Raw genomic sequence first — 24443 nt, 5'->3', positions numbered from 1 at the left:
GCGCGGAGGGAGCAGGGCCCCGTGCCCAGGTCCGTGTGGCAGGATGCGACGCCGTCGTCCTTGCGGCGGACGGACGCGACGGTGGCGGCAGTCGCCGCGGTCGTGGGGTTCGGAAACAGCTGGGTCAAGCCCTCGAACGGCCTTCTCACGGGGGCTCCCACCGTGACGGTCGCATTGCTCTCCGGCGCCGTCGGACTCCTGCTGTGGTGGAGACACAAGCGGACCGTCGTGATCGGGTGGCTCGTCGTACTGTGCCACCTCCTTCTCTTCACCCCCACGGCCCTTGCCGTCGCGTTGTACACAGTGGGATCCACGTACCCGAACCGATGGAGGCTGCTCGCCTGGTTCGCCGGCCTGGGTTGTCTGTCGGACGCAGGAGCCCTGTGGCTCGGTGGAGCGTGGGACTTCCGGGGAGCCGCGTACTCGCTGGCGCTGGTCGTCGGGCCGCTGGTCGTCGGCTACGCCGTCGCCCTCCGCCGCGACCTGGCCGTGGCCGCGCAGGCCGAGCTCGCCACGAGGGAGCGCGAGCACGTGCTGCTGGTCGAGCAGGCGCGGGTCAACGAACGGAGCCGTATCGCCCGGGACATGCACGACGTGGTGGCCCACCGGGTCGGGCACATCGTGCTGCTGGCCGCAGCGCTGCGCGTAGGAGCCGGGTCGGCGAACCGCGAAGTCGCGGACGACGCGGAACAGATCCGGTACGAGGGGCGTCGTGCCCTTGAGGAGTTGCGCGCGATTCTCGGAGTGCTCACCCCCGACCGTGCGGGTCGGTCCACACCGCGCGCTCCGCAGGTGGACGCCGGCGACCTCGACGACCTGGTGCGCAGCGCCCGACGGGCCGGGCTGCACGCTGACCTCAGCATGGAGGGGGAGCCGGGGTCGCTGCCCACGCTGGTGCAGCAGACCCTCTACCGGACTCTTCAGGAGTCGCTCACCAATGCGGCCAAGTACGCTCCGGGAGCGGAGGTCGGGATCGAATTGAGGTGCGGTCCTGACACGGTGGACCTCACGGTGACCAACGGTCCGGCTTCCGGGCCGCCCGCCGACGAACTCCCCAGCGGCGGCAACGGCCTGCTCGGCCTTGACGAACGTGCGTCCTTGCTCGGAGGGGAACTGACCGCCGGCCCTGAGGGCGAGGGATTCCGGGTGGAACTCCACCTGCCCATCGCCCCGCCCGACACCATGTGACGGCTCCGATGCGGCCGTTGCTCCGTTGCAACCGTCGTCCCGCCTCGCCAGGAGTGTGGCGAGGGCGGCCCTGGGGGTCATGTCGCGGGGACCTGGAACCACACCCACTTGCCGCGGTCTCCCGCCGTCGCGACGCCCCACGCCTGTGAGGCGGCGTCCAGGAGGTCGAGCCCGCGTCCGGACTCCATGTCCTGGTCTTCGTCGGCGAGGCCGGCCCGGTCGCCCGAGGTCATCCCGGGTTCCCTGTCGAAGACAGCACCAGTGATCACGTCGGCGGAGGGGTCGAAGCCGACAGCTACCCTGATCGCCGTTCCCTTGCCATGGCGGACGGCGTTCGAGACCACCTCGGTCAGCAGGAGGGCTGCCGTGTCCGCCCCGGAGGAACCGGTGGGTGCTATCTCGTGCAGCGCGGTTCGGGCCTCGGCGGCTGCGCGAGGATGTCGGTACAGAATGGCGATGCCGCTGGATGCGTGCATGGGATCTCCGTTTGTCTATTTTCCGGCGAATGCAAGCCCCTGCCTACGTAATCCAGGGTGACCCTGAAAAAGGGCCGAATCCGTATGCCTTTTCTCCGCACTCCCATGTCCCGGACGTCACCGGACCGAGTGACGATCGTCATGGGTCGACCGCTGCGTACGGGGAGGGCCGCGCCCGGAAGCGAGCAGTCGGCAGCGAAATGCGACGCGACACCATGTTTTTTCGGAGGGGTGGGACGGTGTCGCGCCGCATATCCATGATGCGACCCTGATGGGCTCGAATTCGGTGGAGATCTTCCCTTGGCGCTACGACTGAAGGGACCGTCGATTTTGAAAGAGAAGGAGCGATCTCCGTGACGGGTACCGAGCCGTCGCCCTCTGCGTGATGGGTGAGGAGGAGAGTGTCCAGCCGGCGTCGCTGAGCGCTGCGCCCGCAGATTCGGCGGCGCAGTGCGCCGTCCGCAGGGGGTTGTCCGTCCCCGTTCGTAGGATCACCGCATGCCTGACGCCTTCACCGTGCTCTGGACCCATGACACGTGCCGTGCCCTGCGCAAGGCCGACCGCGTGGGTGAGCGGCCGCCGGTCGCATTCAGCGGCATCCATACCTCCCTCCCTTCCTGGTCGGCTGCCCGTGCCGGGGACGAGGTGTTCGCGGTGCATGTCCATCGCGGGGAGGTGTTCGTGGTGAGCCGATTGAAGGTGCTCGACATGGAGCGGAGGGCCTGCTGCGGCACTGCACCCGTGACGTGGCAGGACCCGGCGTTCCCCGGGCACGGAGACTGGTCTGCGCTTGGGGCGGGCGGCTGTGGTGCCTCGGCGGTGCACGTGGACGCGACGCCCGTCCGCTTCGATACACCGATCCCCGGCGAACTTCTGACGGTGCTCACCTGGCGCAACCGCCGAGGGCGGACCCGGAATCTGAAACACGTGGTGGACGGCCGACTCGAGCGCTCGATCGGCCTCCAGGGGTTCTACCGTCTCACCCCGGAGTCCGCCGGGGAGTTGGCGCAGGTCGTGCACAACGCCGGGTAGGCACCCTGGGAACCAGGGGTAGGTCCCATCCAGAGGTGCAGCGGGCGATGGTGTGGTGCCTGCCCGCCCGATCGCCCGTCCTGGCAAGATGGCGGCATGGAACGTGTGCTTGGTATCGGTGGGTATTTCTTGCGGGCCGGCGACCCGGCGGCCCTGAGCGCTTGGTATCGCGACTGTCTGGGCCTGGACGCCGATGAGCACGGCCTGTGGCGTCAGGGAGCCGGGCCCACGGTGTTCGCGGCGTTCGAGTCGGGGACCGACTACTTCGGGTCCCGCACTCAGCAGACCATGCTCAACTTCCGGGTGCGCGACCTGGATGCGATGCTCGCGCAATTGCGCGCCAAGGGCGCGGACGTGGCCGAGGGAACGCAGGACATGGAGGGTGTCGGTCGATTCGGCTGGGTCACCGATCCTGAGGGCAATCGGGTCGAGCTGTGGCAGCCGGCCTGATCACGTCTTCGCGCAGCTGGTGACACAGGGGTGGACCAGGGTGTCCTGACCTCGATCCGGAGGGCTCGGGTTCCTTCATGGTGGGGGAGTGAGCGGGGCGAGGGCGCTGGGTTGTATCGCATGGGCCGCGGTGGACCCGCGGAGTAGTTCGGTCAGGTCATGGGGTTGTGCTTGCTCGCCGGTTGAGGTGGCGGCTGTGATGCGGTCGAGTCGGAAGCCTCGGCCGGCTTGCCGGGTGCGGCACCAACCGATGAGGTACCAGTGGCCGCTGGCGGTGAGCAGTCCGGCGGGTTCGACTGCGCGGAGACTTTTGTGTCCGGCGGCGTCGGTATAGGTCAGCTGCAGCACCGTGTTGGTGGTGAGGGCTTGTTCGACGGCGGTGCGGACCGTGGTGTCGGTGGGGGCCGGGAGTGTGACGATGCGTGCGGCGAGTTCCTGGGCTGCCGTCGAGGTGGGGCCGGTCATGGTCGCGGCGATCTTCTGGGCTGCCGCGCGGGCCGCGCCCGCGTAGGGGGCGGTGGCGTCGGCTGAGGCAAGGGCCACGGCCAGAGCCGCGGCCTCGGCGGTGGTGAACCGGATCGGGGGAAGAGTCATCTGCGGGTCGATCGACCAGCCGCCGCCGCGCCCGGGTATGGCCCGTACGGGGACGCCGGTCTGCATCAGGACCTGAAGGTCGCGCTGCACGGTGCGTGTGCTCGTCTCGAACCGTGCGGCGAGCGCGGCGACCGTCAGCGGCCTGGGCGCCGCCGCGCGGAGCTCTTCCACCAGTGCGTAGAGCCGTGCAGTGCGGTTCATGACGTCGACGCTACCGTCCCGCTGTGGTCAGGAAGTCCCGCTGGCGGCGCAGTTCCCGTTCGGTGATGGTCAGGGGGAAGAGGGTGAAGCCGTGCATCGCGCCGGCGACGACACCGAGTTCCACGGCGGCCCCGGCCGCCTGCCAGCGCGCGGCAAGAAACAGTGAGTCGTCCAGCAGCGGATCCTCGGTGCCGACCACGATCCGGGCGGGTGGCAGACCGGCCAGATCTGCGAACAGGGGCGAGATCTGTGGGTCGCGGCGTTGCTCCGTTTCCATCCCCGGTGTGAACAACTCGTAACTGCCCCGAATTGTTTCGGAGTTGCTCAGCAGGGGTCGGGGGCCAAACGACCGCTGGCTTGGTGTCATCGACAGGTCGTAGGGGCCGAAGAGCAGGTGGGCGGCCCGGAATGCGCCGGTGATGTGGTGCCGGTCGCGCAGGCGCAGCAGTGTCATGACACTCAGGTGGGCGCCGGCCGATTCGCCGCCGATCAGCAATCGCCCGCTACCGAACTCGGCTGCGGCGTGGTCCACCAGCCACCGTGCAGCGGCTTCGCAGTCGTCGGGCCCTGCGGGAAAGGGGTGTTCGGGGGCAAGGCGGTACTCCACGCTCACGACGGCCAGCCGCGCCTGCTCGGCCAGCTGCCACAGCCTCTCGTCCTGGCCGCCCGCTGAGCCGAACGCCCAGCCTCCTCCGTGGATGTGCAGGTATACGCCATCGACGTGGTCGGGCACGAACGTCCGAACTCTCACCCCGCCCGCAACGACATGGTCCTGCCCCTGCGGCAGCCTCACCGCAGGCGCGTCGCCGCCGAGCCGATTGCGCCGCAGGGTTTCCAGCATGGCAGCGTCGGGCGTTCGCCCGCGGGACGGGCGGCTCGCGGCAGCGGCCTCGAACTGCTCGTTGAAGGCCAGGGTCTCGGCGAGGCAGTCCTCATCTGTGGTCGTCATGCCGACGACCGTCGCAGCAGACCGCGACAACCCCATGTCACCGTTTCCTGGTGAACTGGGTCACAGGCCGGTCGCCCTACCCACCGTTCACCCATCCCTACTGATCAAAGGCTGACCGACGCATCGGCCCCAGTCGCAGTCATTCACTCCTACGACCTGATCCGGAGTCAGGCGCGGATCGTCGCCAGTACCTCGTCTCGCAGGGCGCACATCGCCGACTGCGTCGGGGCTTCCACGTTGAGTCGCAGCAGCGGCTCTGTGTTCGAGGGGCGGACGTTGAACCACCAGTCGGTTCCGCTGACGGTCAGGCCGTCGAGGTCGTCGAGCGTCACGTCCGGGTGCGTGTTCCACGCCGCCCGCACCGCCATGGTGCGCGCGCTCGGGTCGTCGACGGTGGAGTTGATCTCGCCGGAGGCGGCGTAGCGCTCGAAGCCGCTGGTCAGGTCGGACAGCGGGGCGCTCTGTGTGCCCAGGGAGGCGAGGACGTGGAGGGCCGCGAGCATGCCGGTGTCGGCGTTCCAGAAGTCGCGGAAGTAGTAGTGGGCGGAGTGCTCGCCGCCGAAGACGGCGCCGGCGCGGGCCATTTCCCGCTTGATGAAGGAGTGGCCGACGCGGGTGCGGACCGGTGTGCCGCCCGCTTCGCGGATCACCTCCGGCACCGCGTGGGAGGTGATGAGGTTGTGGATGACGGTGGCCCCGGGGTGCCGCGCAAGTTCGCGTGAGGCGACGAGCGCGGTGACCGCGGAGGGCGAGACGGGGTCGCCGTGCTCGTCGACGACGAAGCAGCGGTCCGCGTCGCCGTCGAAGGCGAGGCCGATGTCGGCGCCCTCGGCGCGTACGCGTGCCTGCAGGTCGACGATGTTGGCGGGGTCCAGCGGATTGGCCTCGTGGTTCGGGAACGTGCCGTCCAGCTCGAAGTACATCGGGACGACGTCCAGCGGCAGACCGGAGAGGACCGTCGGCACGGTGTGTCCGCCCATGCCGTTGCCCGCGTCGACCACGACCTTGAGCGGGCGGATCGCCGACAGGTCCACGAGGGAGCGCAGATACGTCGCGTAGTCGGCGAGGGTGTCCCTGGTGGTGACGGCGCCCGTTCGGTCGGCCCTCGCCGGGGCGCCGTTGTCCGTCCACTCTTCGACCAATGTGCGGATCTCGGCGAGGCCCGTGTCCTGGCCGACCGGTTCGGCGCCGGCGCGGCACAGCTTGATGCCGTTGTACCGGGCCGGGTTGTGCGAGGCCGTGAACATCGCGCCGGGGAGGCCGAAGGAGCCGGAGGCGTAGTACAGCTGGTCCGTGGAGCAGAGGCCGATCTCGGTGACGTCGGCGCCCTGCGTGGTCGCGCCGCGGGCGAAGGCGCGGGCGAGGCCGGGGGACGAGGGGCGCATGTCATGGCCCGTCACGATCGCGTCCGCGCCGGTGACCTGGACGAACGCGGCGCCGAAGAGCTCCGCCGTCGTTTCGTCCCATTGGTCGGGGACCACGCCGCGCACGTCGTACGCCTTGACGAGTCCGGACAGGTCGGTGCGGTGCGTCGCGTCAGTCGCGCGTGTCATCGGTGTCGCTTTCGGCGAGATGGGCGGGGGCGGTCGGGTCGAGGGGCCACAGCGCGGTGTCGGGCGGCAACGTGTCGCCGTCGAGCGGTCCGCTGCCGAGCGTCGGCCGGCCGGGCAGGCCAAGGGGGGCGAGTCGCAGGGGTTCGGCGCCCAGGTTCACGACGCAGACCAGCGCGCCGCGGCGGAAGGCGAGGTAAGGGGCGTCGGGTGAGGACAGCCAGGTCGGCGGGGCCGCCGGGTCCGGTGCCGGATGGGCGCGGCGAAGGCGCAGGGCCGCCCGGTACAGGGCGAGCGTCGAGTCGGGGTCCCGCCGCTGTGCGGCGACCGTCAGGCCCGACCAGTCCTCCGGCTGTGGCAGCCAGGTGCGGTCGGGCGCCACGGTGCTGAATCCGTACGGTGCGTGCTCACCGGTCCATGGCAGCGGCACACGTGCGCCGTCGCGGCCGCGCTCCGTGTGGCCCGAGCGTTCCCACAGCGGGTCGAGGATGCGGTCGATGGGCACGTCGACCTGCGGCAGTCCCAGTTCCTCGCCCTGAAAGAGGTACGCGGAGCCGGGCAGGGCCAGCATCAGCAGGGCGGCCGCACGGGCGCGCGCCACGGAGCCGTACCGGGTGACCGGGCGGACCGCGTCGTGGCTGGAGAGCAGCCAGGTGACGGCGCTGCCCGGCACGGAGAAGGAGCCGTCGACGACCCGGCGCAGCTCCGCCGTCTCCCAAGGTGCTTCCAGGAAGGCGAAGTTGAAGGCCTGGTGCATCTCGTCGGGCCGGATGTAGCGGCTGAGGCGGGCCGGGTCGAAGACGGCGGACTCGGCGACCATCACCCGGTCCAGGGGTGACACCGCACCGGCGGGTGCGGGATGAGTGTCGAGCAGGGCCCGCCATTCGCGGTAGAGCGGGTGCAGCTCCTCCTGGTCGTAGTACGGCATCAGGTGGTTGCGCAGGGGGTCGGTGTGCTGGCCGGGGCCCGCGTCGGGCAGCCCTTCCGCCTTGAACAGGGCGTGGGCGACGTCCACGCGGAAGCCGTCCACGCCACGGTCGAGCCAGTACCGCAGTACCTCGGTGAAGGCACCCTGCACCTTGGGATTGCGCCAGTTGAGGTCGGGCTGCTCGGCGGCGTGGAGGTGGCAGTACCACTCGCCGTCCGCCACCTGGGTCCAGGCGGGGCCGCCGAACGCCGACTGCCAGTCGTTGGGCGGCAGTTCGCCGTCCGCGCCCCGGCCGGGCCGGAACAGGTACATCTCCCGCTCCGCCGAACCGGGCCCCGCGGCCAGCGCCTCCTGGAACCAGGGGTGCTGGTCGGAGGTGTGGTTCGGCACCAGGTCGATGATGAATTTGAGGCCCAACTCATGTGCGCGCGCGGTCAGTTGGGTGGCGTCGTTGTCTGTCCCCAGATCCGCGGCCACACCGGTGTGGTCCGCGATGTCGTAGCCGCCGTCGGCCAGCGGTGACGGGTAGAACGGGGTGCACCACACGGCGTCCGCGCCCAGATCCTTGATGTGCTCAAGGCGTGCGGTCAGGCCCGGCAGGTCGCCGATCCCGTCGCCGTCCGAGTCGGCGAAGGCGCGCGGATACACCTCGTAGCAGACCATGTCCTGCCACCAGCTCATGCGGAGGCTCCCTCGGAGACGGCCAGGTCGGGGGAGGGGACACGCTGTTCGGTGCCGGTCGAGGCGGCGAGGGTGGCCGCCTCGGCCACGGCGACCGCCGCGAATCCGCTGACGGCGTCCGCGACCGGCGGCGTGCCCTCACGGACAGCCCGGGTCAGGTCGGCCATCGCGGCGCGCACGCTCTGTGCGTACACGTACGGTTTGCGGGCCTCGCCGCCCAGGTCGAGCACGGCGGTGACGTGGTGCGGGACCGTGCGCTGCTCGCCGCGCCCGCGGGCCGGGGTGGCGGGGCCGGCGTCCCGCTCGACGCGGACGGTGATCCGCTCCTCGCCGTGCGGCCGGAAGCCGTCGACGGACAGCAACTCGCTCAATTCCTCCGGTAGTTGCTCCCAGCGGCGGGCGCCCGCCTCGTCGGTCCACGCCGAGATCTCCGCCCGCACAGGGATCCAGCCGCTGACCCGCGTTTCGGCGAACCCGTGGTCCAGACGCATGAGTTGACGTTCGGCGCGGTGGGCGTGCGTGAAGGAGTGCAGGTGGGAGGCGAGGGCGCCGCCGGGGTGGACGACGTCGGCGCTGACCATGTCGACCGGGCCTCCCGGCCGGGCCACGGCGGTCGCCCTCACGGTGAGCGGGTCCGAGCCCAGGAGTGCGCGGGCGGCGTCGAAGAAGTGGACGCCGTGCTCGACGAAGATGCCGCCGCTGTGCGCCGGGTCCCAGAACCAGTGGCCGGGGTCCAGGTCTTCGTCGGAGGCGTCGTTCTCGAACAGGAACCGGCGCGGGGGCGCGAGCAGCCCTCGCTCGGTGAGGTGCCGCACGGCCCGCAGCAGCGGGTTGTAGCGCAGCACGTGGTCCACGACCAGGACGCGCCCGGCGAGCCGGGCCTCGTGGGCGACCGCCGAGGCGTCCTCGGCCGTGGTGGCGAGAGGCTTCTCGCAGAAGACATGGCGCCCCGCACGCAGCGCGGTGATGGCCATCGCGGCGTGGGTGGCCGGCGGCGTGGCGATCAGCACGGCCGCCACGTCGTCCCGTTCGAGGAGCTCGTCGAGGGAGGCGAGCGCCGGGACGCCGTGCCGCGCGCCGAGCCGCTCGGCGCGTGCGCGCGAGGGGTCGGCGACGGCCGCGAGGCGCAGGCCTGGCAGGCCCGCGACGGCGTCCAGGACGAACTCGGCGAAACCGCCGCAGCCGACCAGGCCGACTCCGAGGGGTGCGAGGGCGCCGCCGGTCATGCCGTGCGCTCCAGGAGGGCGACGCCGATGTGCGCGTCGGCCATGCCGTAGAAGACGTAGAGCCGGCCGTCGATCTCCTCGATCGCCGTCGGGAAGACGACGTTCGGGACGGTGCCCGAGATCTCCTCCTCGGTCTCCGGGGCCATGAGCGGCTTGTCGGAGCGCGCGAGCACCTTCGACGGGTCGGCAGGGTCGAGGATCATCGCGCCGGCGGCGTACGACACCTTCTGGTTCTGCGCCCACGGGTCCTCGATGGAGCCGGAGACACCGTGGTGGATGAGCAGCCAGCCCTCGGGCACGCGGATGGGGGCCGGGCCGCCGCCGATCTTCAGCGACTCCCACGGGAACTCGGACAGGGCCAGCAGACGGTGGTCGCGCGGGCGGGTCAGGGCGCGGATGTCGGCCTCGACCTCGGCGACCGGCACGTACGAGATCCAGATGCCGGGACGCTCGTCGGTGACACCGGCGGGCAGGTGCACGCCCTCGCCCGGACGGAACCAGCCCAGGTCCCACATCGGGCGGTGCAGCATCGCGTACGCCATCTCGCCGTCCGGGCCCGGGACGGGCTCGGGGAAGTGGACGACGTCCTTGTTCGGGAAGAGGTTGAGGTCGGTGTCCAGGTCGGCCTGGTACTGGAACTGGATCGGCCCGAGGCGGGTCCAGTCGGTGAGGTTCTCGGAGACGGCGAGCGCCGGCTTCGGACCGAGCGGGCCGTAGGCCACGTACGACATGACGTGCTTGCCGAGCGAGGGGACCCAGGTGATGCGGGGGTCCTCGACGCCGGCGTTGTTCTTGCCGCGCTCCCAGCCCTCGTCGGGGGAGAGGACGACGCCACGGCGCTCGACGGCGCTGGGCACGCCCGTCTCGTCGAAGGTGAGCTCGGCGAGGCCGACGCGGGAGACGTTGCCCTCGGCGACCAGGCGCGGCAGCAGGTGCAGCGTGCCGTCCGGGGTGCGGCCGGAGGCGGGGTTCAGGACGCCCTCGACCTCGTTCGCCTCACCGGCCAGGGGGGACATGACCACGCCCTTGCGCACCATGCGGTAGGGGATGTCGGTGGCGACGGTGGTGTTGCTCATGGCGATCAGCCCTTTACTCCGGAGTCGATGTCGGTAGAGGTGAAGTGGCGCTGGAACAGGAGGAACAGGGCCACGGCGGGGACGGCCAGCACGCATGCGCCGGCCAGCAGGGCACCGGCCGGGTTGGCGACCGTGCCCTGAAGGTTGGAGAGGAAGCTGGCCAGTGAGACGGCCAGCGGCTGCATGTCGGCGTTCTTGGTGACCAGGAACGGCCACAGGAACTCGTTCCACGGCCCGATGAACGTCAGCAGCAGCGCGGTCAGCACCGCCGGACGTGCCATCGGCAGCGCGATCTGCCACAGGATCCGCAGCTCGCTCGCCCCGTCGATCCGCGCCGCCTCGAAGAGGGACTGCGGCAGCTGGGAGAAGAACTGGCGGAAGAGGAACACGGCCGTCGAGTTGATCGCGAACGGCAGGATCATGCCGAGGTAGTTGTCGCCGAGCCCGTAGTCGCGGACGACGAGCACGTACAGCGGCAGCGTGAGCAGCTGGAACGGGATCATCTGTACGAGGAGCAGCGCGGCGAAGACCGCGGCTTTGCCGCGGAAGCGCAGCTGGGCGAGCGCGTATCCGGCGAGTACGCCGAAGACGAGCGTGCAGACCAGGACGCCGATGGTCATGATCCCCGAGTTGAGCAGGGAACGGCCCAGCGAGATCGCGCCGTTGACGGCCGTGTAGTTGGCGCCGGTCAGGCCGGACGGGACCGCGGCGGACAGGTCACCGACCGTCGTCCCGCGCAGCGAGCCGACGACCATGTAGTAGAAGGGGAACAGGAAGGCGACCGCACCGAGCGACAGCAGGATGTAGCGGACCGCGCTCCCGCCGCGGTGGCGGTTCTCCGGGGTGTCACTCATGTCAGTTGCCCCTCTCGGTGAGCTTGCGGGCGGCGAGCGAGACGACCATGACGAACGCGACCAGGACGACGCCGAGCGCGGCCGCGAAGTCGGGGTGCCCCTGCTCGATGCCCTTCTGGTACATCAGCAGTACCGGCGAGGTGGAGGCGTGGTCGGGACCGCCGCCCCCGGTCAGCAGATAGGGCTCGCTGAACAGGTTGGCGCCGGTGATGATCGCGTAGATCACGACGAGCGTCGTCGCCGGGCGCACCCCGGGCACGGTCACCGAGAAGAACTGCCGCACGCGGCCCGCGCCGTCCATGGCGGACGCCTCGTACAGCTCCTTGCCGACGTTCTGCAGCGAAGCCAGGTACAGCATCACGAAGAAGCCGAGCTGCTTCCAGGTCACGAAGACGGCGATCATCGGCATCGCGAGATGCGAGTTCACGAGCCACGACGGGTCGGGAGCGTGCGAGCCCAGCAGGTGGTTGACGAACCCGTCCGAGCCGAACAGGAACTGCCACACCGCGACCAGGGCGACGCTCGCGGTCACGTACGGGAGGTAGAACGCGGCGCGGAAGAACGCGCGGCCCCGTATCTTCGCGTTCAGTGCCGTGGCCAGGACCAGCGAGACGCCCACGGTGAGCGGCACGTTGATCACCAGGAAGATCACGATGTTGAGGAACGCCCGGCCGACCACGGGATCGGTGAAGACGTCCTTGTAGTTCGACAGGCCCACCCAGGGCGAGTCGACGTCGGTGCCCGGAGCCGTGAAGTAGAAGCGGTGGAAGGAGATCCACACCGTGTAGACCAGCGGGACGGCGAAGACCACCACGAGGAACAGCACATAGGGCGACACGAACAGCGCGCCGACACGGGACCGGCCACGGGCCTTGCGCGGGCCCTCCCGCCGGGCGGGAGCGCTGTCCCTGACGGCGGCGGGCGCTGACTGGAGATTCACGCTCATGACGGGTCCCCGTACTCGTTCAGCAGGTCGGTGATCTCGGACGAGGCGTTGCGCAGACCCGCCCGCGTGGACTCCCGGCCGAAGACGACCGACTTCGTCCACTCGTCGCGGAAGGTCTGCCAGATGTCGATGGAGCCCGGCACGTTGGGCACCTCGACGACGCGCTCCGCCTGGTCGGCGAAGGCCTTGTACGTAGGGTGCGCCTTGAAGTAGCCGGCGTACTTCTCGGTCAGGTGCTCGCGCATCGGCATCTGCCCGGTCGTCTCGAGGAACTTCCCGTCCTGGCCGGCGGAGCTCGCGAATTTGAGCACGTCCCAGGCCGTGGCCCGGTTCTTGCAGGAGCTGAACATCGCCGCGGACTTCTCGTCGCTGAACGAGTGCTTGTCCGAGCCGCCGTCCGCGGTCGGCACCGGCGCGACACCGATGTCCACGCTGTTCTTGTACGCGGCGAGCGCCCAGGGGCCGACCGTGGCCATCGCAGCCTTGCCGTCGTTGAGCGAATCGCCCGGGTAGGCCTCCTGCGGCGCCAGCTTCTCGGCGTAGAGCTTGCGCCAGAACGCCGCTACCTGGCGGCCCGCGGACGAGTCGAACTGCGGCTTGCCGTCCTCGATCAGCTGCCTGCCGCCGCTCTGCGCGGCGAAGGCCGGGTAGAGCGGCGCTGCCGCCGCTCTGCGCGGCGAAGGCCGGGTAGAAGTCGTACCAGGGCTGGAAGAAGTCGCTGCTGGGAGACGGCCAGATCGCCGCCTTCGCGGCGCCGCTGTGCACGAGCTTGCGCGACGTGTCGAGGAACTCCTCGTACGTCGCGAGCTTCGGGTGCTCCGGATCCAGACCGGCCTTCGCGAAGAGCTTCTTGTTGTAGAGGATCATGACGGGGTTGCTCTTCCAGGGCAGCTGGTAGAACTTGCCGTCCGTCGACCGGTACTGGTTCGTGAGGGCGCCGCCGCGCTCGGTGATGTACTTCTCGCCGTCGGGGAAGTCGCTGAGGGACACGAGCCCGTTCTGCTTCTGGAACGTCGGCACCGCCGCGGGCGAGGTGTTGAAGGCGAGACAGGCCGTCGTCCCCGCGATGATCGAAGCGCTGATGGCCTCCTCGGACGTCTTGCCGGCCGGGATCTGCTGCGCGGTCACGTGCTGGTCGGGATGGCGCGCGTTCCACGAGGCGACCATGGCCTTGCCCCACTGGACCTCTTGCGCGTTGTTGGAAAGCCAGACCGTGATCGGACCGCGCGCGTCAGCGGCGGCGGCCGGATCCGGAGCCGACCGGCCGCAGGCTGTCGCCGTGCCCGCGAGTGCGAGCACGAGCAGCGCGTACGCCGTTCTCCTCAGCATGATTGATCTCCGAACTGTTCACGCGCGGCCTCGTCGCCGAGCGGAATTTCCGGTCGGCGCCAGCGCGACCGGTGCTTGGTCCCTGCGTGCGGGGGTGCGGTCCCCGCGTCACCCGCGGGGCGCGGGCCCGATCGACGCGCGGGGCACGAACTGGGCGGGCGGCAGCTCCACGTGCGCCGCGCTGCCGACGGCGATCACCGCGTCCAGGGCGCGGGCCGCCGCCTCTCCCCAGCCGCGGGCGTCCGCGCGTGCGGAGGCGAGCGGCGGGTAGCTGTATCGCGTCAGGGGAGCGTCGTCGTAGCCGACCACCGACAGCTGATCGGGGACGCGGACGCCCAGCTCCTGGGCGACCGAGAGCCCGGCCATCGCGGCGAGGTCGTTGCCGTAGACGATCGCGGTCGGGGGCTCGGGGAGCGTGAGCAGCTCCCGCGTGGCCCGGGCGCCGCCGTCGGGGCTGAAGCCGCCGGGCAGCACCGGGCCGTCGGGCAGACCGAGCGTGCGCAGGGTCTGCTCCCAGGCCGTCCGGCGCCGGTGGGCGTGCCGCAGTTCCTGAGGGCCCTCGACGTGGGCGATGCGCCGGTGTCCGAGGTCCGCGAGCCGGCGGATCGCGGCGGCGTAGGCGGGTTCGTCGTCCAGGCTCACCGCCGTCAGGCCGCCGCCCCACTCGGGCTGGCCCACCACGACGGCGGGCAGACCGAGTTCGCGCATGAGCGGGGGGCGCGGGTCGTCGCGGCGCAGGTCGGTCAGGAGGACACCGTCCACCTGCCGCTGCGCGGCAAGGCGTTCGTACACGCGCTGCTCATGCTCGGGCGTGGTCAGATGCACCATGAGCCCGTCGCCACGCTGCCCGATGACGGCTTCGACGCCGGCGATGAACGCAGGGAAGAACGGGTCCGCCCCGATCTGCTCCGCCTCGCGGGCCAGGACCAGGCCGAAGGCTCCGGCCTTGCCCAGCGAGAGACCGCGTGCCTGGTGGCTCGGCGTCCAGCCGAGATCGGCGGCGGCCGCGAGAACCCTGGCCTTGGTCTCCTCCGCGATGCCGGGCCGGTCGTTGAGCGCGAAGGAGACGGTGGCGCGCGAGACGCCCGCACGCTGTGCGACATCCGCGATGGTGGGCTTGCGTGCCATGGTGCTGGACTCCCTGGGTGCGGCCTTGGACGAGCCGGAGCGCGACGAACCGTCCAGCCGACACGGAACGTGAAGGTCCGTAACCAGTCCTTAAACCGGTTTGAATCGCTGAACGACGCCGACTAAACCGGTTTGAACGTCGGAGGTCAAGGGGTCGGCGGGTGTGATCTGTGTCGTTCCTCCGGGCTCTCGCGCTGCCTCTGGAGCGCAAGCCGTCCCGGCGACCGTCCTCGCGTACGCGTCCGTCGCGGGGTCACACTCCGCGGAACGCTCCCGGGGTCATGCCCGTCCGCAGCCGGAAGAACTTCGTGAAGTCGCTCGCGTCCGTGAACCCGAGCCGGACGGTGACCTCCTTCGCTGTGAGGCCACTGTGCCGCAACAGGCGCTTGGCCTCCAGAAGGACCCGGTCGTCGACGTACTGCTTGGCCGTACGTCCCGTCGCGGCGAGCGTGGCCCGGGTCAGCGTCCGCGGGCTGTAACCGAGCGCCGCCGCGTAGTCCTCGACGCGCCGGGTCACCGCGTGGTCCCGCTCGACGGCCGCGTGAAAGCGACGGAACGTCTCCGACGCGGCGGTCGGCCGCGGCGCTGGACCGCGTGCCTGCGCGAGCCGCACCACGAGGACGGACAGCAGCGCGCGCAGCACCTCGGTGTGGGCCCGGAGAGGGAGCGAGGCCATCGCCCCGTACTCGTACACGAGATGGTCGAGTGCCCGGCGCACGCCTTCCGCGTCCGGGCCCTCGAGGACCGACGGGCGCTGTTCGTACGGCGGATCCATGTGTGCCAGCGAAACGGTCGCCGGTGGCAGGAAACCGGGCTGGAACAGCACGATCACCCCGTCCGCCGCCACCAGGTCGGGGCCGAACCGCTGCACCTGCCCCGGCCGGATCCACAGCCACGACCCGGGCCTCAGCTCGTGCTCGACGAAGTCGACCCACATGCGCAGCGGCCGTTCGCGGGCGCCGATCAGCTGGTGGAAGGCGGGGCGCAGGGGCGCGTACGGGTCATTGCCGTGGCGCCGCGAGCGTTCGAGCAGGTCGGCGAGTTCCATCACCTCGACTCCGGCCGGTGCGCCCACGGCCGGGGTGTACTCCAGGTCCCTGACATCGGGGCGCCTTGCAGGGTGTCCGTTTTTCCCCATCGATGGTCCCGAGGGTACCGCTGCCGCGTCCAGATCGCTCCGTAGCGTGAAAGCACAGGTCAGCGACGTGTTTGAGGTGGTCCTATGCGGTTGGTCGTGGGAATGACCGGGGCGACGGGTGCTCCGTTCGGTGTCCGTCTGCTGGAGAATCTGCGCGAGCTGCCGGGTGTGGAGACGCATCTCGTCCTGTCCCGCTGGGCGCGCACCACCATCGAGCTGGAGACGGGCCTGTCCGTGGCCGAGGTGTCCGCCCTCGCGGACGTCACGCACCATCCCGAGGACCAGGGCGCCACCATCTCCTCCGGTTCGTTCCGCACCGACGGCATGGTGATTGTGCCGTGCTCCATGAAGACCCTCGCCGGGATCAGGACCGGATACGCCGAAGGGCTCGTCGCCCGGGCCGCCGACGTGGTCCTCAAGGAGCGACGCAGGCTCGTCCTCGTCCCGCGCGAGACACCGCTGAACGAGATCCACCTCCAGAACATGCTCGAACTCGCCCGCATGGGTGTGCAACTGGTGCCGCCCATGCCCGCCTTCTACAACAACCCGCAGACCGTCGACGACATCGTCGACCACGTGGTGGCCCGCATCCTCGACCAGTTCGACCTGCCCGCGCCCGCCGCCCGGCGCTGGGCCGGGATGCGCGCCGCCCGTGCCGCTTCCCGATCCTTCGGCGACGCCGCCTGAAGTCCCCTGCCCCGTAAAGGAATTCACCATGGCCTACGACGACTTGCGCAGCTTCCTCGACACCTTGGACAAGGAGGGGCAGCTGCTGCGCATCACCGACGAGGTACTGCCCGAGCCGGATCTCGCGGCCGCCGCCAACGCGACGGGCCGCATCGGCGAGAACGCCCCCGCCCTGCACTTCGACAACGTCAAGGGCTTCACCGACGCCCGGATCGCGATGAACGTGCACGGCTCCTGGGCCAACCACGCGCTCGCGCTCGGGCTGCCGAAGAACACGCCGGTCAAGGAGCAGGTGGAGGAGTTCGCGCGGCGCTGGGACGCCTTCCCCGTCGCGCCCGAGCGCCGCGAGGACGCCCCCTGGCGCGAGAACACCCAGGAGGGCGAGAACGTGGACCTGTTCTCGGTGCTTCCCCTCTTCCGCCTCAACGACGGAGACGGTGGTTTCTATCTCGACAAGGCCGCCGTCGTCTCCCGCGACCCGGAGGACCCGGACGACTTCGGCAAGCAGAACGTCGGCACGTACCGCATTCAGGTCATCGGCACCAACCGGCTCGCCTTCCAGCCCGTGCCCATGCACGACGTGGCCCAGCATCTGCGCAAGGCCGAGGAGAAGGGCGAGGACCTCCCCATCGCCATCACCCTCGGCAACGACCCCGTGATGGCGATCGTGGCCGGGATGCCGATGGCGTACGACCAGAGCGAGTACGAGATGGCGGGCGCCCTGCGCGGCGCGCCCGCGCCGATCGCCACCGCGCCGCTCACCGGCTTCGATGTGCCCTGGGGGAGCGAGGTCGTCATCGAGGGCGTCATCGAGTCCCGCAAGCGCCAGATCGAGGGACCCTTCGGCGAGTTCACCGGTCACTACTCGGGCGGCCGCCGCATGCCCGTCATCCGCGTGGACCGCGTCTCGTACCGCACGAACCCGGTCTTCGAGTCCCTCTACCTCGGCATGCCGTGGACCGAGTGCGACTACCTCGTCGGACCCAACACATGCGTGCCGCTGCTCAAGCAGCTGCGCGCCGAGTTCCCCGAGGTGCAGGCCGTCAACGCCATGTACACGCACGGCCTGATGGTGATCATCTCCACGGCCAAGCGGTACGGCGGCTTCGCCAAGGCCGTCGGCATGCGCGCCATGACGACGCCGCACGGGCTCGGCTACGTGGCCCAGGTGATCCTCGTCGACGAGGACGTCGACCCGTTCAACCTGCCGCAGGTCATGTGGGCGATGTCCGCCAAGGTCAACCCGAAGGACGACGTCGTCGTCATCCCCAACCTGTCGGTCCTGGAACTCGCGCCCGCCGCTCAGCCCGCGGGCATCAGCAGCAAGATGATCATCGATGCGACGACGCCGGTCGCCCCGGACGTCCGCGGCAACTTCTCCACTCCGGCCAAGGACCTGCCCGAGACCGCCGAGTGGGCCGCCCGCCTGCAGCGCCTCATCGCTGCCCGCGGCTGACGCCCACCGATCCTCGTCGAAAGGACAACTCCCGTGAACCACCTGCCCGTTGAATGCCCTCGCTGCGCCTTTGAGGAGATCTCCCTGCTTGCCACGTCCCCCGTCCCGGGCGTGTGGGACGTGGTCCAGTGCGGTCGCTGCCTCTACACCTGGCGCACCATCGAACCCGCCCGCCGCACCCGGCGTGACGCCTACCCGGACAGCTTCAAGCTGACGGCGCAGGACATCGAGAACGCCATCGAGGTGCCCGCGGTGCCGCCGCTGCTCAAGTGACATACCTGGCACGCCCGGAGGACGCGTCCGCCCGAACCTGAACGGGCCCGGCGTGGAGCTGCCGGCAGGGGAGCGAGGGTAGATGATGCCCAACTTCCCCTCATATGAACGTAGTTGATTTCCCACTCGCGCTCCATCTCGCGCAGGGAACGTAGAAAATGTTCGGTAGTAGGTAGTGCAACGCAACTCATTAACGCGCTACCTTTCGCCTGCCCCGTCACGGCAGGCACACCAACGGTGTTGGGCCCCGTCCGCTGACCGGGTCGAAGGCGCACAGTCCTGTCCAACCCAGAGACTGAATCTGGAGTGCCATGACACCGCTCCGTTCCTCGCGTGCGCGACTGCGCAGCGCAACCACCGTTCTGGCCGTGCTCGCGACACTGGGCACATCTGCCGCGGTCGCCGCCGCGTCGCCGGCCGCCACCAAGGACGTCTCGTTTCGCGGCTATCACGTACGCGTGCCCGTCAGTTGGCCCGTCGTCGACCTGGCCGCGAACCCCGACACCTGCGTGCGCTTCGACCGGCACGCGGTCTATGTCGGTCATCCCTCCGATGCCGGGCAGGCCACCTGCCCGCCCGGCATCGTCGGCCGCACCGAGGCGTTGGTCATCGAGCCTCTCGACGCCAAGAGCCGTCAGAGGATGGACAGTTCGACGCGCGTGGCGCCCAAGGGCTCCGCGACGGCTGCTGCCGACGGGACGAAGAGAGAGTCCCCCGGGCGCATACGTGAGGCGGTACCCGCCGCAGGAGTACTCGTGACCGCCTCCGTCGGCGCTCACGAGAGCACCGTGCAGGGCATTCTGGACAGTGCCCGTCTGGACGACGACGCGAAGGCGACGGCCACCACACCGGACACTGCCGGCTCCGGTCAGGAGACAACCTCGGCCGCGGCAGCTGTGGCGGCGCAGCCGGGCACATACACAGGGCTGGGATTCGACCCCTGCGCCGCACCCTCCTCCTCGCAGATGTCCGCATGGTCCGCCTCGCCCTTCCGGGCCGTCGGGGTGTACATCAGCGGTATCAGCGCGGCGTGCGACCAGCCGAACCTGACGGCGTCGTGGGTCCAGACGCAGACGTCGGCGGGCTGGCACATCATCCCCATCCACGTGGGCCTCCAAGCGCCGTGTAACAACTTCAGCCACAAGGTGTCGTACACCCTGTCCACCGCCGCCGGTCAGGGACGCAGCGAGGCGCAGGAGTCCATGGCGGCCGCCGCGTCGCTGGGGCTGCCCGCGGGCAGCGTGCTCTACAACGACATGGAGGCCTACGACCAGACCAACACCGCATGCAGCGATGCGGTGATGACGTTCCTGAGCGCGTGGACCGAGGAACTGCACGCGGGCGGCTATCTGGCCGGTGTGTACTCCTCCGCCGCGTCCGGAATGGTCGACCTGGCCGGGGAGTACACGGCAGGTACGTACACCATGCCCGACCACATCTGGTTCGCCCGCTGGAACGGCGCCGCCGACACCGACGCCACCCCCTACGTGCCCGACGCGTACTGGGCCGACCACCAGCGCATCCACCAGCTCTCCGGGGACACCGACGAGACCTGGGGCGGCGTGACCATCAACATCGACCGGGACTACCTGGACGTGGACACGGGGCCGTTCGCCGGATCCTGCTCCGCGAACCTCGACTTCTCGCAGTACACGTCGATCTCCGCCGGCTCCTCCGGCGGACTGGTCAGCGCGGCGCAGTGCCTGCTGCTGCGTCAGGGACGCTACAACGGCGCGGTGGACGGCGTGTTCGGTTCGGCCACCACGACCGCGGTGCAGTCGCTCCAGGGTGCCGTGTCCCTCCCGGTCACCGGCACGGTGGACTCCCACACGTGGACCGCGCTGCTGTCGGCCGGCTCCAAGCCGACTCTTCAGTCCGGCTCCACCGGTGCCGACGTCAAGCGGCTGCAGCGGGCGCTGATCGCGGCCCGAGGGCAGAGCCTCACCATCGACGGCGACTTCGGTCCCGCGACCACCTCGGCCGTCAAGGCCTACCAGACCGCCCAGGGCCTCACCTCCGACGGGATCGTCGGGAACGCGACCTGGTCGGCCCTGCAAGCCGGCAAGTGACCCCCGGTCCACGACGAACCAAGGGAGAACCATGCCTGTGCACTACAGACGTCACCGGGCCGTCCGCGGCCTGGGGGTTGCCCTGGCGGCGGGACTGCTCGCGCTCGGCACTCTCGTGCCCGCGGCAGCGGCGACCGCGCCCGCGCGCATCATTCTGGTCTCGTCCGACTGCCCCAACACCGTTCAGCAGGGGCAGGTGAGCGGATGCGTCACGGAACTCCAGACCCTGCTCAACGCCCACGGCGCCTCGCTGACGGTCGACGGCGACTTCGGGCCGGCCACCACCACGGCGGTCAAGGCGTACCAGACCTCCCAGGGGCTCACCTCCGACGGCCTGGTCGGGCCCGCCACCAAGTCCGCGCTGTACTACGAGGATCCGGCCGTGCCGATCGACCTGCGCTCACTGCGCTGCCCCGTGCAGCTGGAGGCGGGCGAGAACGACGGCTGCGTCACGGAGCTGCAGAACAAGCTCAACTCCAACGGGGCCGGTCTGACCGTGGACCACGATCTGGGCTCCGCCACCGTCACCGCGGTGCGCACCTACCAGTCGTCGCACGGCCTGGCGGCCACCGGGCTGGTGGACCCGCCGACCAAGGCCAAGCTGTATGGCGATGCGGCGCCGCAGCAGCCGGCCGATCTCGGCTCGGGACGCTACGCCGCGGTCGTCAGCTACGCGCAGCAGGCCACCGGCCAGAACATCCAGTACGTCTGGGGCGGCGGTCACGAGGACGGCGCGTTCTCGTTCGGCCCGTCGATCGGCATCTGCGACGACTACGGCGGCTCGATCCAGCCGTGCCCGGCGGACCGGGAAGTGGGTCTGGACTGCTCGGGCTTCACGCGGTGGCTGTACTGGCGTGCGGGAGCCGGCGACATCGGCCAGACCACACGGGACCAGGTGGTCAACCCGAAACTGGCACAGGTCGGCGCGGCCGGCGCGATCCCGGGCGACCTGGTGTACTTCGGTGACTCGGCGTCGACGGTGCATCATGTCGGGGTCTACATCGGCAACGGATTGATGATCAACGCCTCGCACACCGGAACCTACGTGCGGCAGGACACCATCGCCTCGCACACCGACCTGCTCGGCTACTACCACGTCACCGGTGTCACCTCGGCGGCCCTCGCCGACTCGCTGGCCGGTGCGGCACCGCACAACGCGGGCTGATCGCCGACGGATGAAACCGAACGGCTGCCGGAGTCCCGACAGGGGCTCCGGCAGCCGCATTTGGCGCCCGCGCAACCGGAAAGTCGTCAGACGCCCGCCGGCTGGATCTCCACACCGACCACGCGTCGTGGTGTGGGGTGGAAGCAGGCGTGGTGCCGGCCGGCGTCCCCGAGCGGTTCGAGTGCCGGTCGGGCGGCGGCGCACCGCTCATCGGCGAAGGGGCAGCGAGGAGCGAAGAGGCAGCCGTCCGCCTGAGCCTTCTCGTCCAGCGGGGCGAGCGGCTCCAGCCGGTCGGGGCCGGGCTCCTCGCGTCCGCGCATGATGGGGACGGCGGACAGCAGACACTGGGTGTAGGGGTGCACGGGCGCCTGGATGACGTCGTCGGTCGGTCCCCGTTCGATCACCTGGCCCCGGTAGATGACGTGCAGTTCGCCCCCTGCGCCGATGTAGCGCGCGGTGGCCACGTCGTGGGTGATGAAGACCAGGGAGATCCCCAGCCGGGTGCGCAGATCGTGCAGCAGGGCGAGGATGCCGAGCCGCAAGGACACATCGATCATCGACACGGCTTCGTCGGCGATGAGCACTTCCGGGTCCACGGTCAGCGCGCGGGCGATGACGACGCGCTGCCGCTGGCCGCCGGACAGCTGGTGGGGGTACTTGGACAGGACGCCGTCGGGTTCCAGGCCGACCAGTTCCAGCAGTTCCGCGGCCCGCCCACGGACCCCCGACGGCGCGGCACCGGTCACCTTCGCGCGCATCCGCAGCGGGTCGCCGAGGATCTGGTCGATGGTGCGGGTGGGGTTGAGGGCGGAGTACGGATCCTGGTGGATCATCTGGACACGGCGGAAGTACGGCGCGCGCCTGCGCGGCGACAGCTTCGACAACTCCCTTCCGTCGATGAGGAGTTCCCCGCCGTCGAAGGTCTCGATCCCGGTGAGGATCTTGCCGAGCGTGGTCTTGCCGCAGCCCGACTCGCCGATGAAGGAGACGGCTCCGCCCTTCGGCAGGGTGAAGTCCACCGCTCGCAGGGCGTGGACGGTGCGCTCTCCGGTGAAGGAGCCGCGGGTGCGGTAGGTGCGGGTGAGGCCGCGTGCCTCGATCACGACGCGTCTCCCTTCGGGGTGGCGGGGGCTGAGCGGACGAGGGCCACGTCGGCATGGCATGCCCGACGGTGGCCGGACCGGAACTCCTCCAACTGCGGCTCCGAGTCGGTGCACACGTCCGTGGCGAACGCGCAGCGCTCGCGGAACACGCAGCCCGTCTTCGGGATGGTCGTCAGGTCCGGCGGCCGGCCGGGCAGCGCCCGGGCGCTCGCGAGGTCGCCGGTGATCCTTGCCGTGGCCCGGATGAGGGCTTTCGTGTACGGGTGGGAGGGGGCGCGCAGCAGTTCCAGTGCCGGGCCGTGCTCAACGATGCGGCCGCCGTACATCACGGCGAGGTTGTCCGCGATCTCCGACACGACGCCCATGTCGTGGGTGACGATCAGGGTGCTGAGGTGGTTCTCCTCGTGCACCTCGCGGATGATCTTCAGGACGGCGGCCTGGGAGAGCACGTCCAGGGCAGTGGTCGGTTCGTCGAGGATGAGGACCTTCGCGTTGAGGACGAGGGCGAAGACGATGCCCAGGCGCTGACGCATGCCGCCGGAGAGTTCGTGCTGGTAGGAGTCGAGGACGCGCTTGCCGTCCAGGCCCATGCGCTCGGCCAGTTCGCGAGCGCGGTGGAGGAGGGCGGGGAGGTCCTTGACGTCGTGGGAGCGGCCGAGGTCCAGGATCTGCCGGCCGATGGTGCGCAGCGGGTTCATGGAGTTCTGGGACGCCTGGAACACGTAGCCGAGTGCCGAGCCGCGTACGGCGCGAAGCTGCTTGGGGGAGAGAGCGGTGACCTCGCCCACGCCGTCGACGTGGACGGTGCCGCCGCTCACCCGGCCCGGTTCGGAGATGGCGTTCATGAGGGCGAGGGCGAGCGTGGACTTGCCGGAGCCGGACTCGCCGACGAGGCCGGTGATCCGGCCGCGGGGCAGGTCGAGCGTGACGCCCGCGATGGCCGGGTACTCGATGCCCTCGATGCGGTAGTGAACGGTCAGGTCGCGCACCCGGACCTCTGCCTCGGCGGTCGCCGTGGGGGTGTTGTGGGTCATCAGCGCTCCCTCAGACGCGGGTTGAACAGCTCGTCGATCGCGTCGAGGAACAGCACGACGCCGGTGATCAGCAGCAGGATGCAGACCAGCGGGGCGAGGAGGTAGACCAGCGCCTCCGGGCTCTGCAGCGCGCCGCCGGAGAACACCGCCTGGTTGATCATCACGCCCCAGTTGGTGGACGTGAACGGCACGATGCCCAGGAAGAACAGGCCGACCTGTGCCTCGACGAAGCTGACGACGGCCAGCAGCAGGTTCATCGCCACGTACGGGGCGAGGTTGGGCAGGAGTTCCTTGACGAGGATGTGACGGTTGGGCAGGCCGAGGCTCCGGGCGGCTTCGAGGAAGCCGCGCTCGCGCAGGCTGAGCGTCTGGGAGCGCACGGCGCGGGCGATGCCGCCCCAGCCGACGATGCCGAGCACCAGGCCCATCTCCAGCGGGCTGCCGAAGGCCCACACGGTGGAGAGCACGACCAGCACCGGCAGGCCCGGGATGGTGAGGATGAAGTCGGTGGCGCGCATCAGCAGCGAGTCGGCAAGGCCGCGGTGGAAGCCGGCCAGCAGGCCGACGGCGGTGCCGGTGCCGACGGCGAACAGTCCGGCGATCGCGCAGGTCAACAGGACGTAGCGGGAGCCGACGACCAGGGCCTGGAAGACGTCGGACCCGGCGAAGTCGGTACCCAGCCAGTGCTCGGCGCTCGGCGGAGCGTAGACGGCGTTCGGGTCGACGGCGAGGTTGTCGGAGTAGAGCATCGGGCCGAAGACGCCCATCAGGGTGAAGAACACCAGGATGACCAGACCGGCGACCCGGCCCGGTTTGCGGGTGAGTACGCGTCGGATGCCGGTCCAGTAGCGGCGGCGCGGCGAGACGACGGCGGGGCGCGGTTCGGCGGTGAGAGGTGCGGTTGTCATCG

23 protein-coding genes and 1 pseudogene are annotated in these 24443 nt (G+C 70.2%); 8 read left to right on the top strand and 16 right to left on the bottom strand.

The window, feature by feature from the left end; all coding sequences use genetic code 11:
* The first annotated feature begins 21 nt into the window (after positions 1–21).
* Positions 22–1188 (top strand): sensor histidine kinase, encoded by a 1167-nt coding sequence (locus LGI35_RS04550; RefSeq protein ID WP_227292606.1) that lies wholly within the window; start codon positions 22–24, stop codon positions 1186–1188.
* A 77-nt stretch (positions 1189–1265) separates the two neighbouring features.
* Here LGI35_RS04550 and LGI35_RS04545 read toward each other — a convergent pair whose 3' ends face one another.
* On the bottom strand, positions 1266–1664 hold the full coding sequence (locus LGI35_RS04545) for an ATP-binding protein (protein WP_227292605.1): 399 nt from the start codon (positions 1662–1664) through the stop codon (positions 1266–1268).
* A 498-nt stretch (positions 1665–2162) separates the two neighbouring features.
* Here LGI35_RS04545 and LGI35_RS04540 point away from each other — a divergent pair, with 498 nt between their 5' ends.
* Entirely contained in the window at positions 2163–2696 is a 534-nt protein-coding gene (locus LGI35_RS04540) for a hypothetical protein (protein ID WP_227292604.1), read from the top strand.
* A gap of 96 nt (positions 2697–2792) precedes the next feature.
* A complete protein-coding gene (locus tag LGI35_RS04535; protein ID WP_227292603.1) occupies positions 2793–3146 on the top strand; it encodes a VOC family protein in 354 nt (117 codons plus the stop codon).
* Between the two features lie 75 nt (positions 3147–3221).
* Here the strand turns inward: LGI35_RS04535 and LGI35_RS04530 are convergent, their stop codons facing one another.
* The 12 genes and pseudogenes from LGI35_RS04530 to LGI35_RS04480 all read right to left on the bottom strand — a co-directional run bounded on the left by LGI35_RS04530 (position 3222) and on the right by LGI35_RS04480 (position 15683).
* Complete coding sequence (locus LGI35_RS04530) at positions 3222–3941, bottom strand: helix-turn-helix transcriptional regulator (RefSeq protein WP_227292602.1); 720 nt, start codon at positions 3939–3941, stop codon at positions 3222–3224.
* 10 nt (positions 3942–3951) lie between these two features.
* Positions 3952–4890, bottom strand: coding sequence for an alpha/beta hydrolase (locus tag LGI35_RS04525; protein WP_227292601.1), 939 nt, complete (start codon positions 4888–4890; stop codon positions 3952–3954).
* 167 nt (positions 4891–5057) lie between these two features.
* Positions 5058–6443, bottom strand: coding sequence for a phosphomannomutase/phosphoglucomutase (locus LGI35_RS04520; protein WP_227292600.1), 1386 nt, complete (start codon positions 6441–6443; stop codon positions 5058–5060).
* A complete protein-coding gene (locus LGI35_RS04515; protein WP_227292599.1) occupies positions 6427–8049 on the bottom strand; it encodes a glycoside hydrolase family 13 protein in 1623 nt (540 codons plus the stop codon). The genes LGI35_RS04520 and LGI35_RS04515 overlap by 17 nt, the downstream gene beginning before the upstream one ends.
* The gene (locus LGI35_RS04510; protein WP_227292598.1) at positions 8046–9275 is read right to left on the bottom strand and encodes a Gfo/Idh/MocA family protein; all 1230 of its coding nucleotides are present in this window, start codon (positions 9273–9275) and stop codon (positions 8046–8048) included. The genes LGI35_RS04515 and LGI35_RS04510 overlap by 4 nt, the downstream gene beginning before the upstream one ends.
* Positions 9272–10351: a glycoside hydrolase family 130 protein gene (locus tag LGI35_RS04505; RefSeq protein WP_227292597.1), complete on the bottom strand. Its 1080-nt coding sequence runs from the start codon at positions 10349–10351 to the stop codon at positions 9272–9274. The genes LGI35_RS04510 and LGI35_RS04505 overlap by 4 nt, the downstream gene beginning before the upstream one ends.
* 5 nt (positions 10352–10356) lie before the next feature.
* Positions 10357–11205, bottom strand: a complete 849-nt coding sequence (locus LGI35_RS04500) for a carbohydrate ABC transporter permease (RefSeq protein WP_227292596.1) — start codon at positions 11203–11205, stop codon at positions 10357–10359.
* Position 11206: 1 nt separating this feature from the next.
* Positions 11207–12151: a carbohydrate ABC transporter permease gene (locus LGI35_RS04495; protein WP_227292595.1), complete on the bottom strand. Its 945-nt coding sequence runs from the start codon at positions 12149–12151 to the stop codon at positions 11207–11209.
* Entirely contained in the window at positions 12148–12762 is a 615-nt protein-coding gene (locus LGI35_RS46040) for an extracellular solute-binding protein (protein WP_264484716.1), read from the bottom strand. Before LGI35_RS46040 ends, LGI35_RS04495 begins: the two co-directional genes overlap by 4 nt.
* 142 nt (positions 12763–12904) lie before the next feature.
* Positions 12905–13318 (bottom strand): annotated as a pseudogene (locus LGI35_RS46035) (ABC transporter substrate-binding protein); the annotation flags it as partial.
* Between the two features lie 270 nt (positions 13319–13588).
* On the bottom strand, positions 13589–14608 hold the full coding sequence (locus LGI35_RS04485) for a LacI family DNA-binding transcriptional regulator (protein ID WP_227292594.1): 1020 nt from the start codon (positions 14606–14608) through the stop codon (positions 13589–13591).
* Between the two features lie 253 nt (positions 14609–14861).
* The gene (locus LGI35_RS04480; protein ID WP_341483344.1) at positions 14862–15683 is read right to left on the bottom strand and encodes a helix-turn-helix transcriptional regulator; all 822 of its coding nucleotides are present in this window, start codon (positions 15681–15683) and stop codon (positions 14862–14864) included.
* Between the two features lie 147 nt (positions 15684–15830).
* Between LGI35_RS04480 and vdcB the strand changes: the two genes are divergently transcribed.
* The 5 genes from vdcB (at position 15831) to LGI35_RS04455 (ending at position 21396) form a co-directional block, all read left to right on the top strand.
* Positions 15831–16433, top strand: coding sequence for a non-oxidative vanillic acid decarboxylases subunit B (gene vdcB, locus LGI35_RS04475; RefSeq protein ID WP_100596746.1), 603 nt, complete (start codon positions 15831–15833; stop codon positions 16431–16433).
* Positions 16434–16461: 28 nt separating this feature from the next.
* Complete coding sequence (vdcC, locus tag LGI35_RS04470) at positions 16462–17889, top strand: non-oxidative vanillic acid decarboxylases subunit C (RefSeq protein ID WP_227292592.1); 1428 nt, start codon at positions 16462–16464, stop codon at positions 17887–17889.
* Positions 17890–17922: 33 nt separating this feature from the next.
* Positions 17923–18162 (top strand): non-oxidative vanillic acid decarboxylases subunit D, encoded by a 240-nt coding sequence (gene vdcD / locus LGI35_RS04465; protein WP_264484662.1) that lies wholly within the window; start codon positions 17923–17925, stop codon positions 18160–18162.
* A 368-nt stretch (positions 18163–18530) separates the two neighbouring features.
* Positions 18531–20231, top strand: a complete 1701-nt coding sequence (locus LGI35_RS04460; RefSeq protein ID WP_227292591.1) for a glycoside hydrolase domain-containing protein — start codon at positions 18531–18533, stop codon at positions 20229–20231.
* A gap of 37 nt (positions 20232–20268) precedes the next feature.
* On the top strand, positions 20269–21396 hold the full coding sequence (locus tag LGI35_RS04455; protein WP_227292590.1) for a C40 family peptidase: 1128 nt from the start codon (positions 20269–20271) through the stop codon (positions 21394–21396).
* An 86-nt stretch (positions 21397–21482) separates the two neighbouring features.
* Here LGI35_RS04455 and LGI35_RS04450 read toward each other — a convergent pair whose 3' ends face one another.
* Genes LGI35_RS04450 through LGI35_RS04440 form a run of 3 tightly spaced genes read right to left on the bottom strand, consistent with a single transcriptional unit; the run spans position 21483 to position 24441 of the window.
* Positions 21483–22499, bottom strand: a complete 1017-nt coding sequence (locus LGI35_RS04450; RefSeq protein WP_227292589.1) for an ABC transporter ATP-binding protein — start codon at positions 22497–22499, stop codon at positions 21483–21485.
* Positions 22496–23533, bottom strand: coding sequence for an ABC transporter ATP-binding protein (locus LGI35_RS04445; RefSeq protein ID WP_227292588.1), 1038 nt, complete (start codon positions 23531–23533; stop codon positions 22496–22498). The genes LGI35_RS04450 and LGI35_RS04445 overlap by 4 nt, the downstream gene beginning before the upstream one ends.
* Positions 23533–24441, bottom strand: coding sequence for an ABC transporter permease (locus tag LGI35_RS04440; RefSeq protein WP_227292587.1), 909 nt, complete (start codon positions 24439–24441; stop codon positions 23533–23535). Before LGI35_RS04440 ends, LGI35_RS04445 begins: the two co-directional genes overlap by 1 nt.
* Between the last annotated feature and the right edge of the window lie 2 nt (positions 24442–24443).

It is taken from the genome of Streptomyces longhuiensis (genome assembly GCF_020616555.1).
GTDB lineage: Bacteria > Actinomycetota > Actinomycetes > Streptomycetales > Streptomycetaceae > Streptomyces > Streptomyces longhuiensis.
The sequence above is the reverse complement of the archived record's forward strand: the minus strand, read 5'-3'. Positions and strand labels throughout refer to the sequence as shown.

Coding starts and splice junctions, on each gene's coding strand:
- LGI35_RS04545 (WP_227292605.1), bottom strand. CDS start 1,664: ATGCACGCATCCAGCGGCATCGCCATTCTGTACCGACATCCTCGCGCA.
- LGI35_RS04540 (WP_227292604.1), top strand. CDS start 2,163: ATGCCTGACGCCTTCACCGTGCTCTGGACCCATGACACGTGCCGTGCC.
- LGI35_RS04535 (WP_227292603.1), top strand. CDS start 2,793: ATGGAACGTGTGCTTGGTATCGGTGGGTATTTCTTGCGGGCCGGCGAC.
- LGI35_RS04530 (WP_227292602.1), bottom strand. CDS start 3,941: ATGAACCGCACTGCACGGCTCTACGCACTGGTGGAAGAGCTCCGCGCG.
- LGI35_RS04525 (WP_227292601.1), bottom strand. CDS start 4,890: ATGACGACCACAGATGAGGACTGCCTCGCCGAGACCCTGGCCTTCAAC.
- LGI35_RS04520 (WP_227292600.1), bottom strand. CDS start 6,443: ATGACACGCGCGACTGACGCGACGCACCGCACCGACCTGTCCGGACTC.
- LGI35_RS04515 (WP_227292599.1), bottom strand. CDS start 8,049: ATGAGCTGGTGGCAGGACATGGTCTGCTACGAGGTGTATCCGCGCGCC.
- LGI35_RS04510 (WP_227292598.1), bottom strand. CDS start 9,275: ATGACCGGCGGCGCCCTCGCACCCCTCGGAGTCGGCCTGGTCGGCTGC.
- LGI35_RS04505 (WP_227292597.1), bottom strand. CDS start 10,351: ATGAGCAACACCACCGTCGCCACCGACATCCCCTACCGCATGGTGCGC.
- LGI35_RS04500 (WP_227292596.1), bottom strand. CDS start 11,205: ATGAGTGACACCCCGGAGAACCGCCACCGCGGCGGGAGCGCGGTCCGC.
- LGI35_RS04495 (WP_227292595.1), bottom strand. CDS start 12,151: ATGAGCGTGAATCTCCAGTCAGCGCCCGCCGCCGTCAGGGACAGCGCT.
- LGI35_RS04485 (WP_227292594.1), bottom strand. CDS start 14,608: ATGGCACGCAAGCCCACCATCGCGGATGTCGCACAGCGTGCGGGCGTC.
- vdcB (WP_100596746.1), top strand. CDS start 15,831: ATGCGGTTGGTCGTGGGAATGACCGGGGCGACGGGTGCTCCGTTCGGT.
- vdcC (WP_227292592.1), top strand. CDS start 16,462: ATGGCCTACGACGACTTGCGCAGCTTCCTCGACACCTTGGACAAGGAG.
- LGI35_RS04445 (WP_227292588.1), bottom strand. CDS start 23,533: ATGACCCACAACACCCCCACGGCGACCGCCGAGGCAGAGGTCCGGGTG.
- LGI35_RS04440 (WP_227292587.1), bottom strand. CDS start 24,441: ATGACAACCGCACCTCTCACCGCCGAACCGCGCCCCGCCGTCGTCTCG.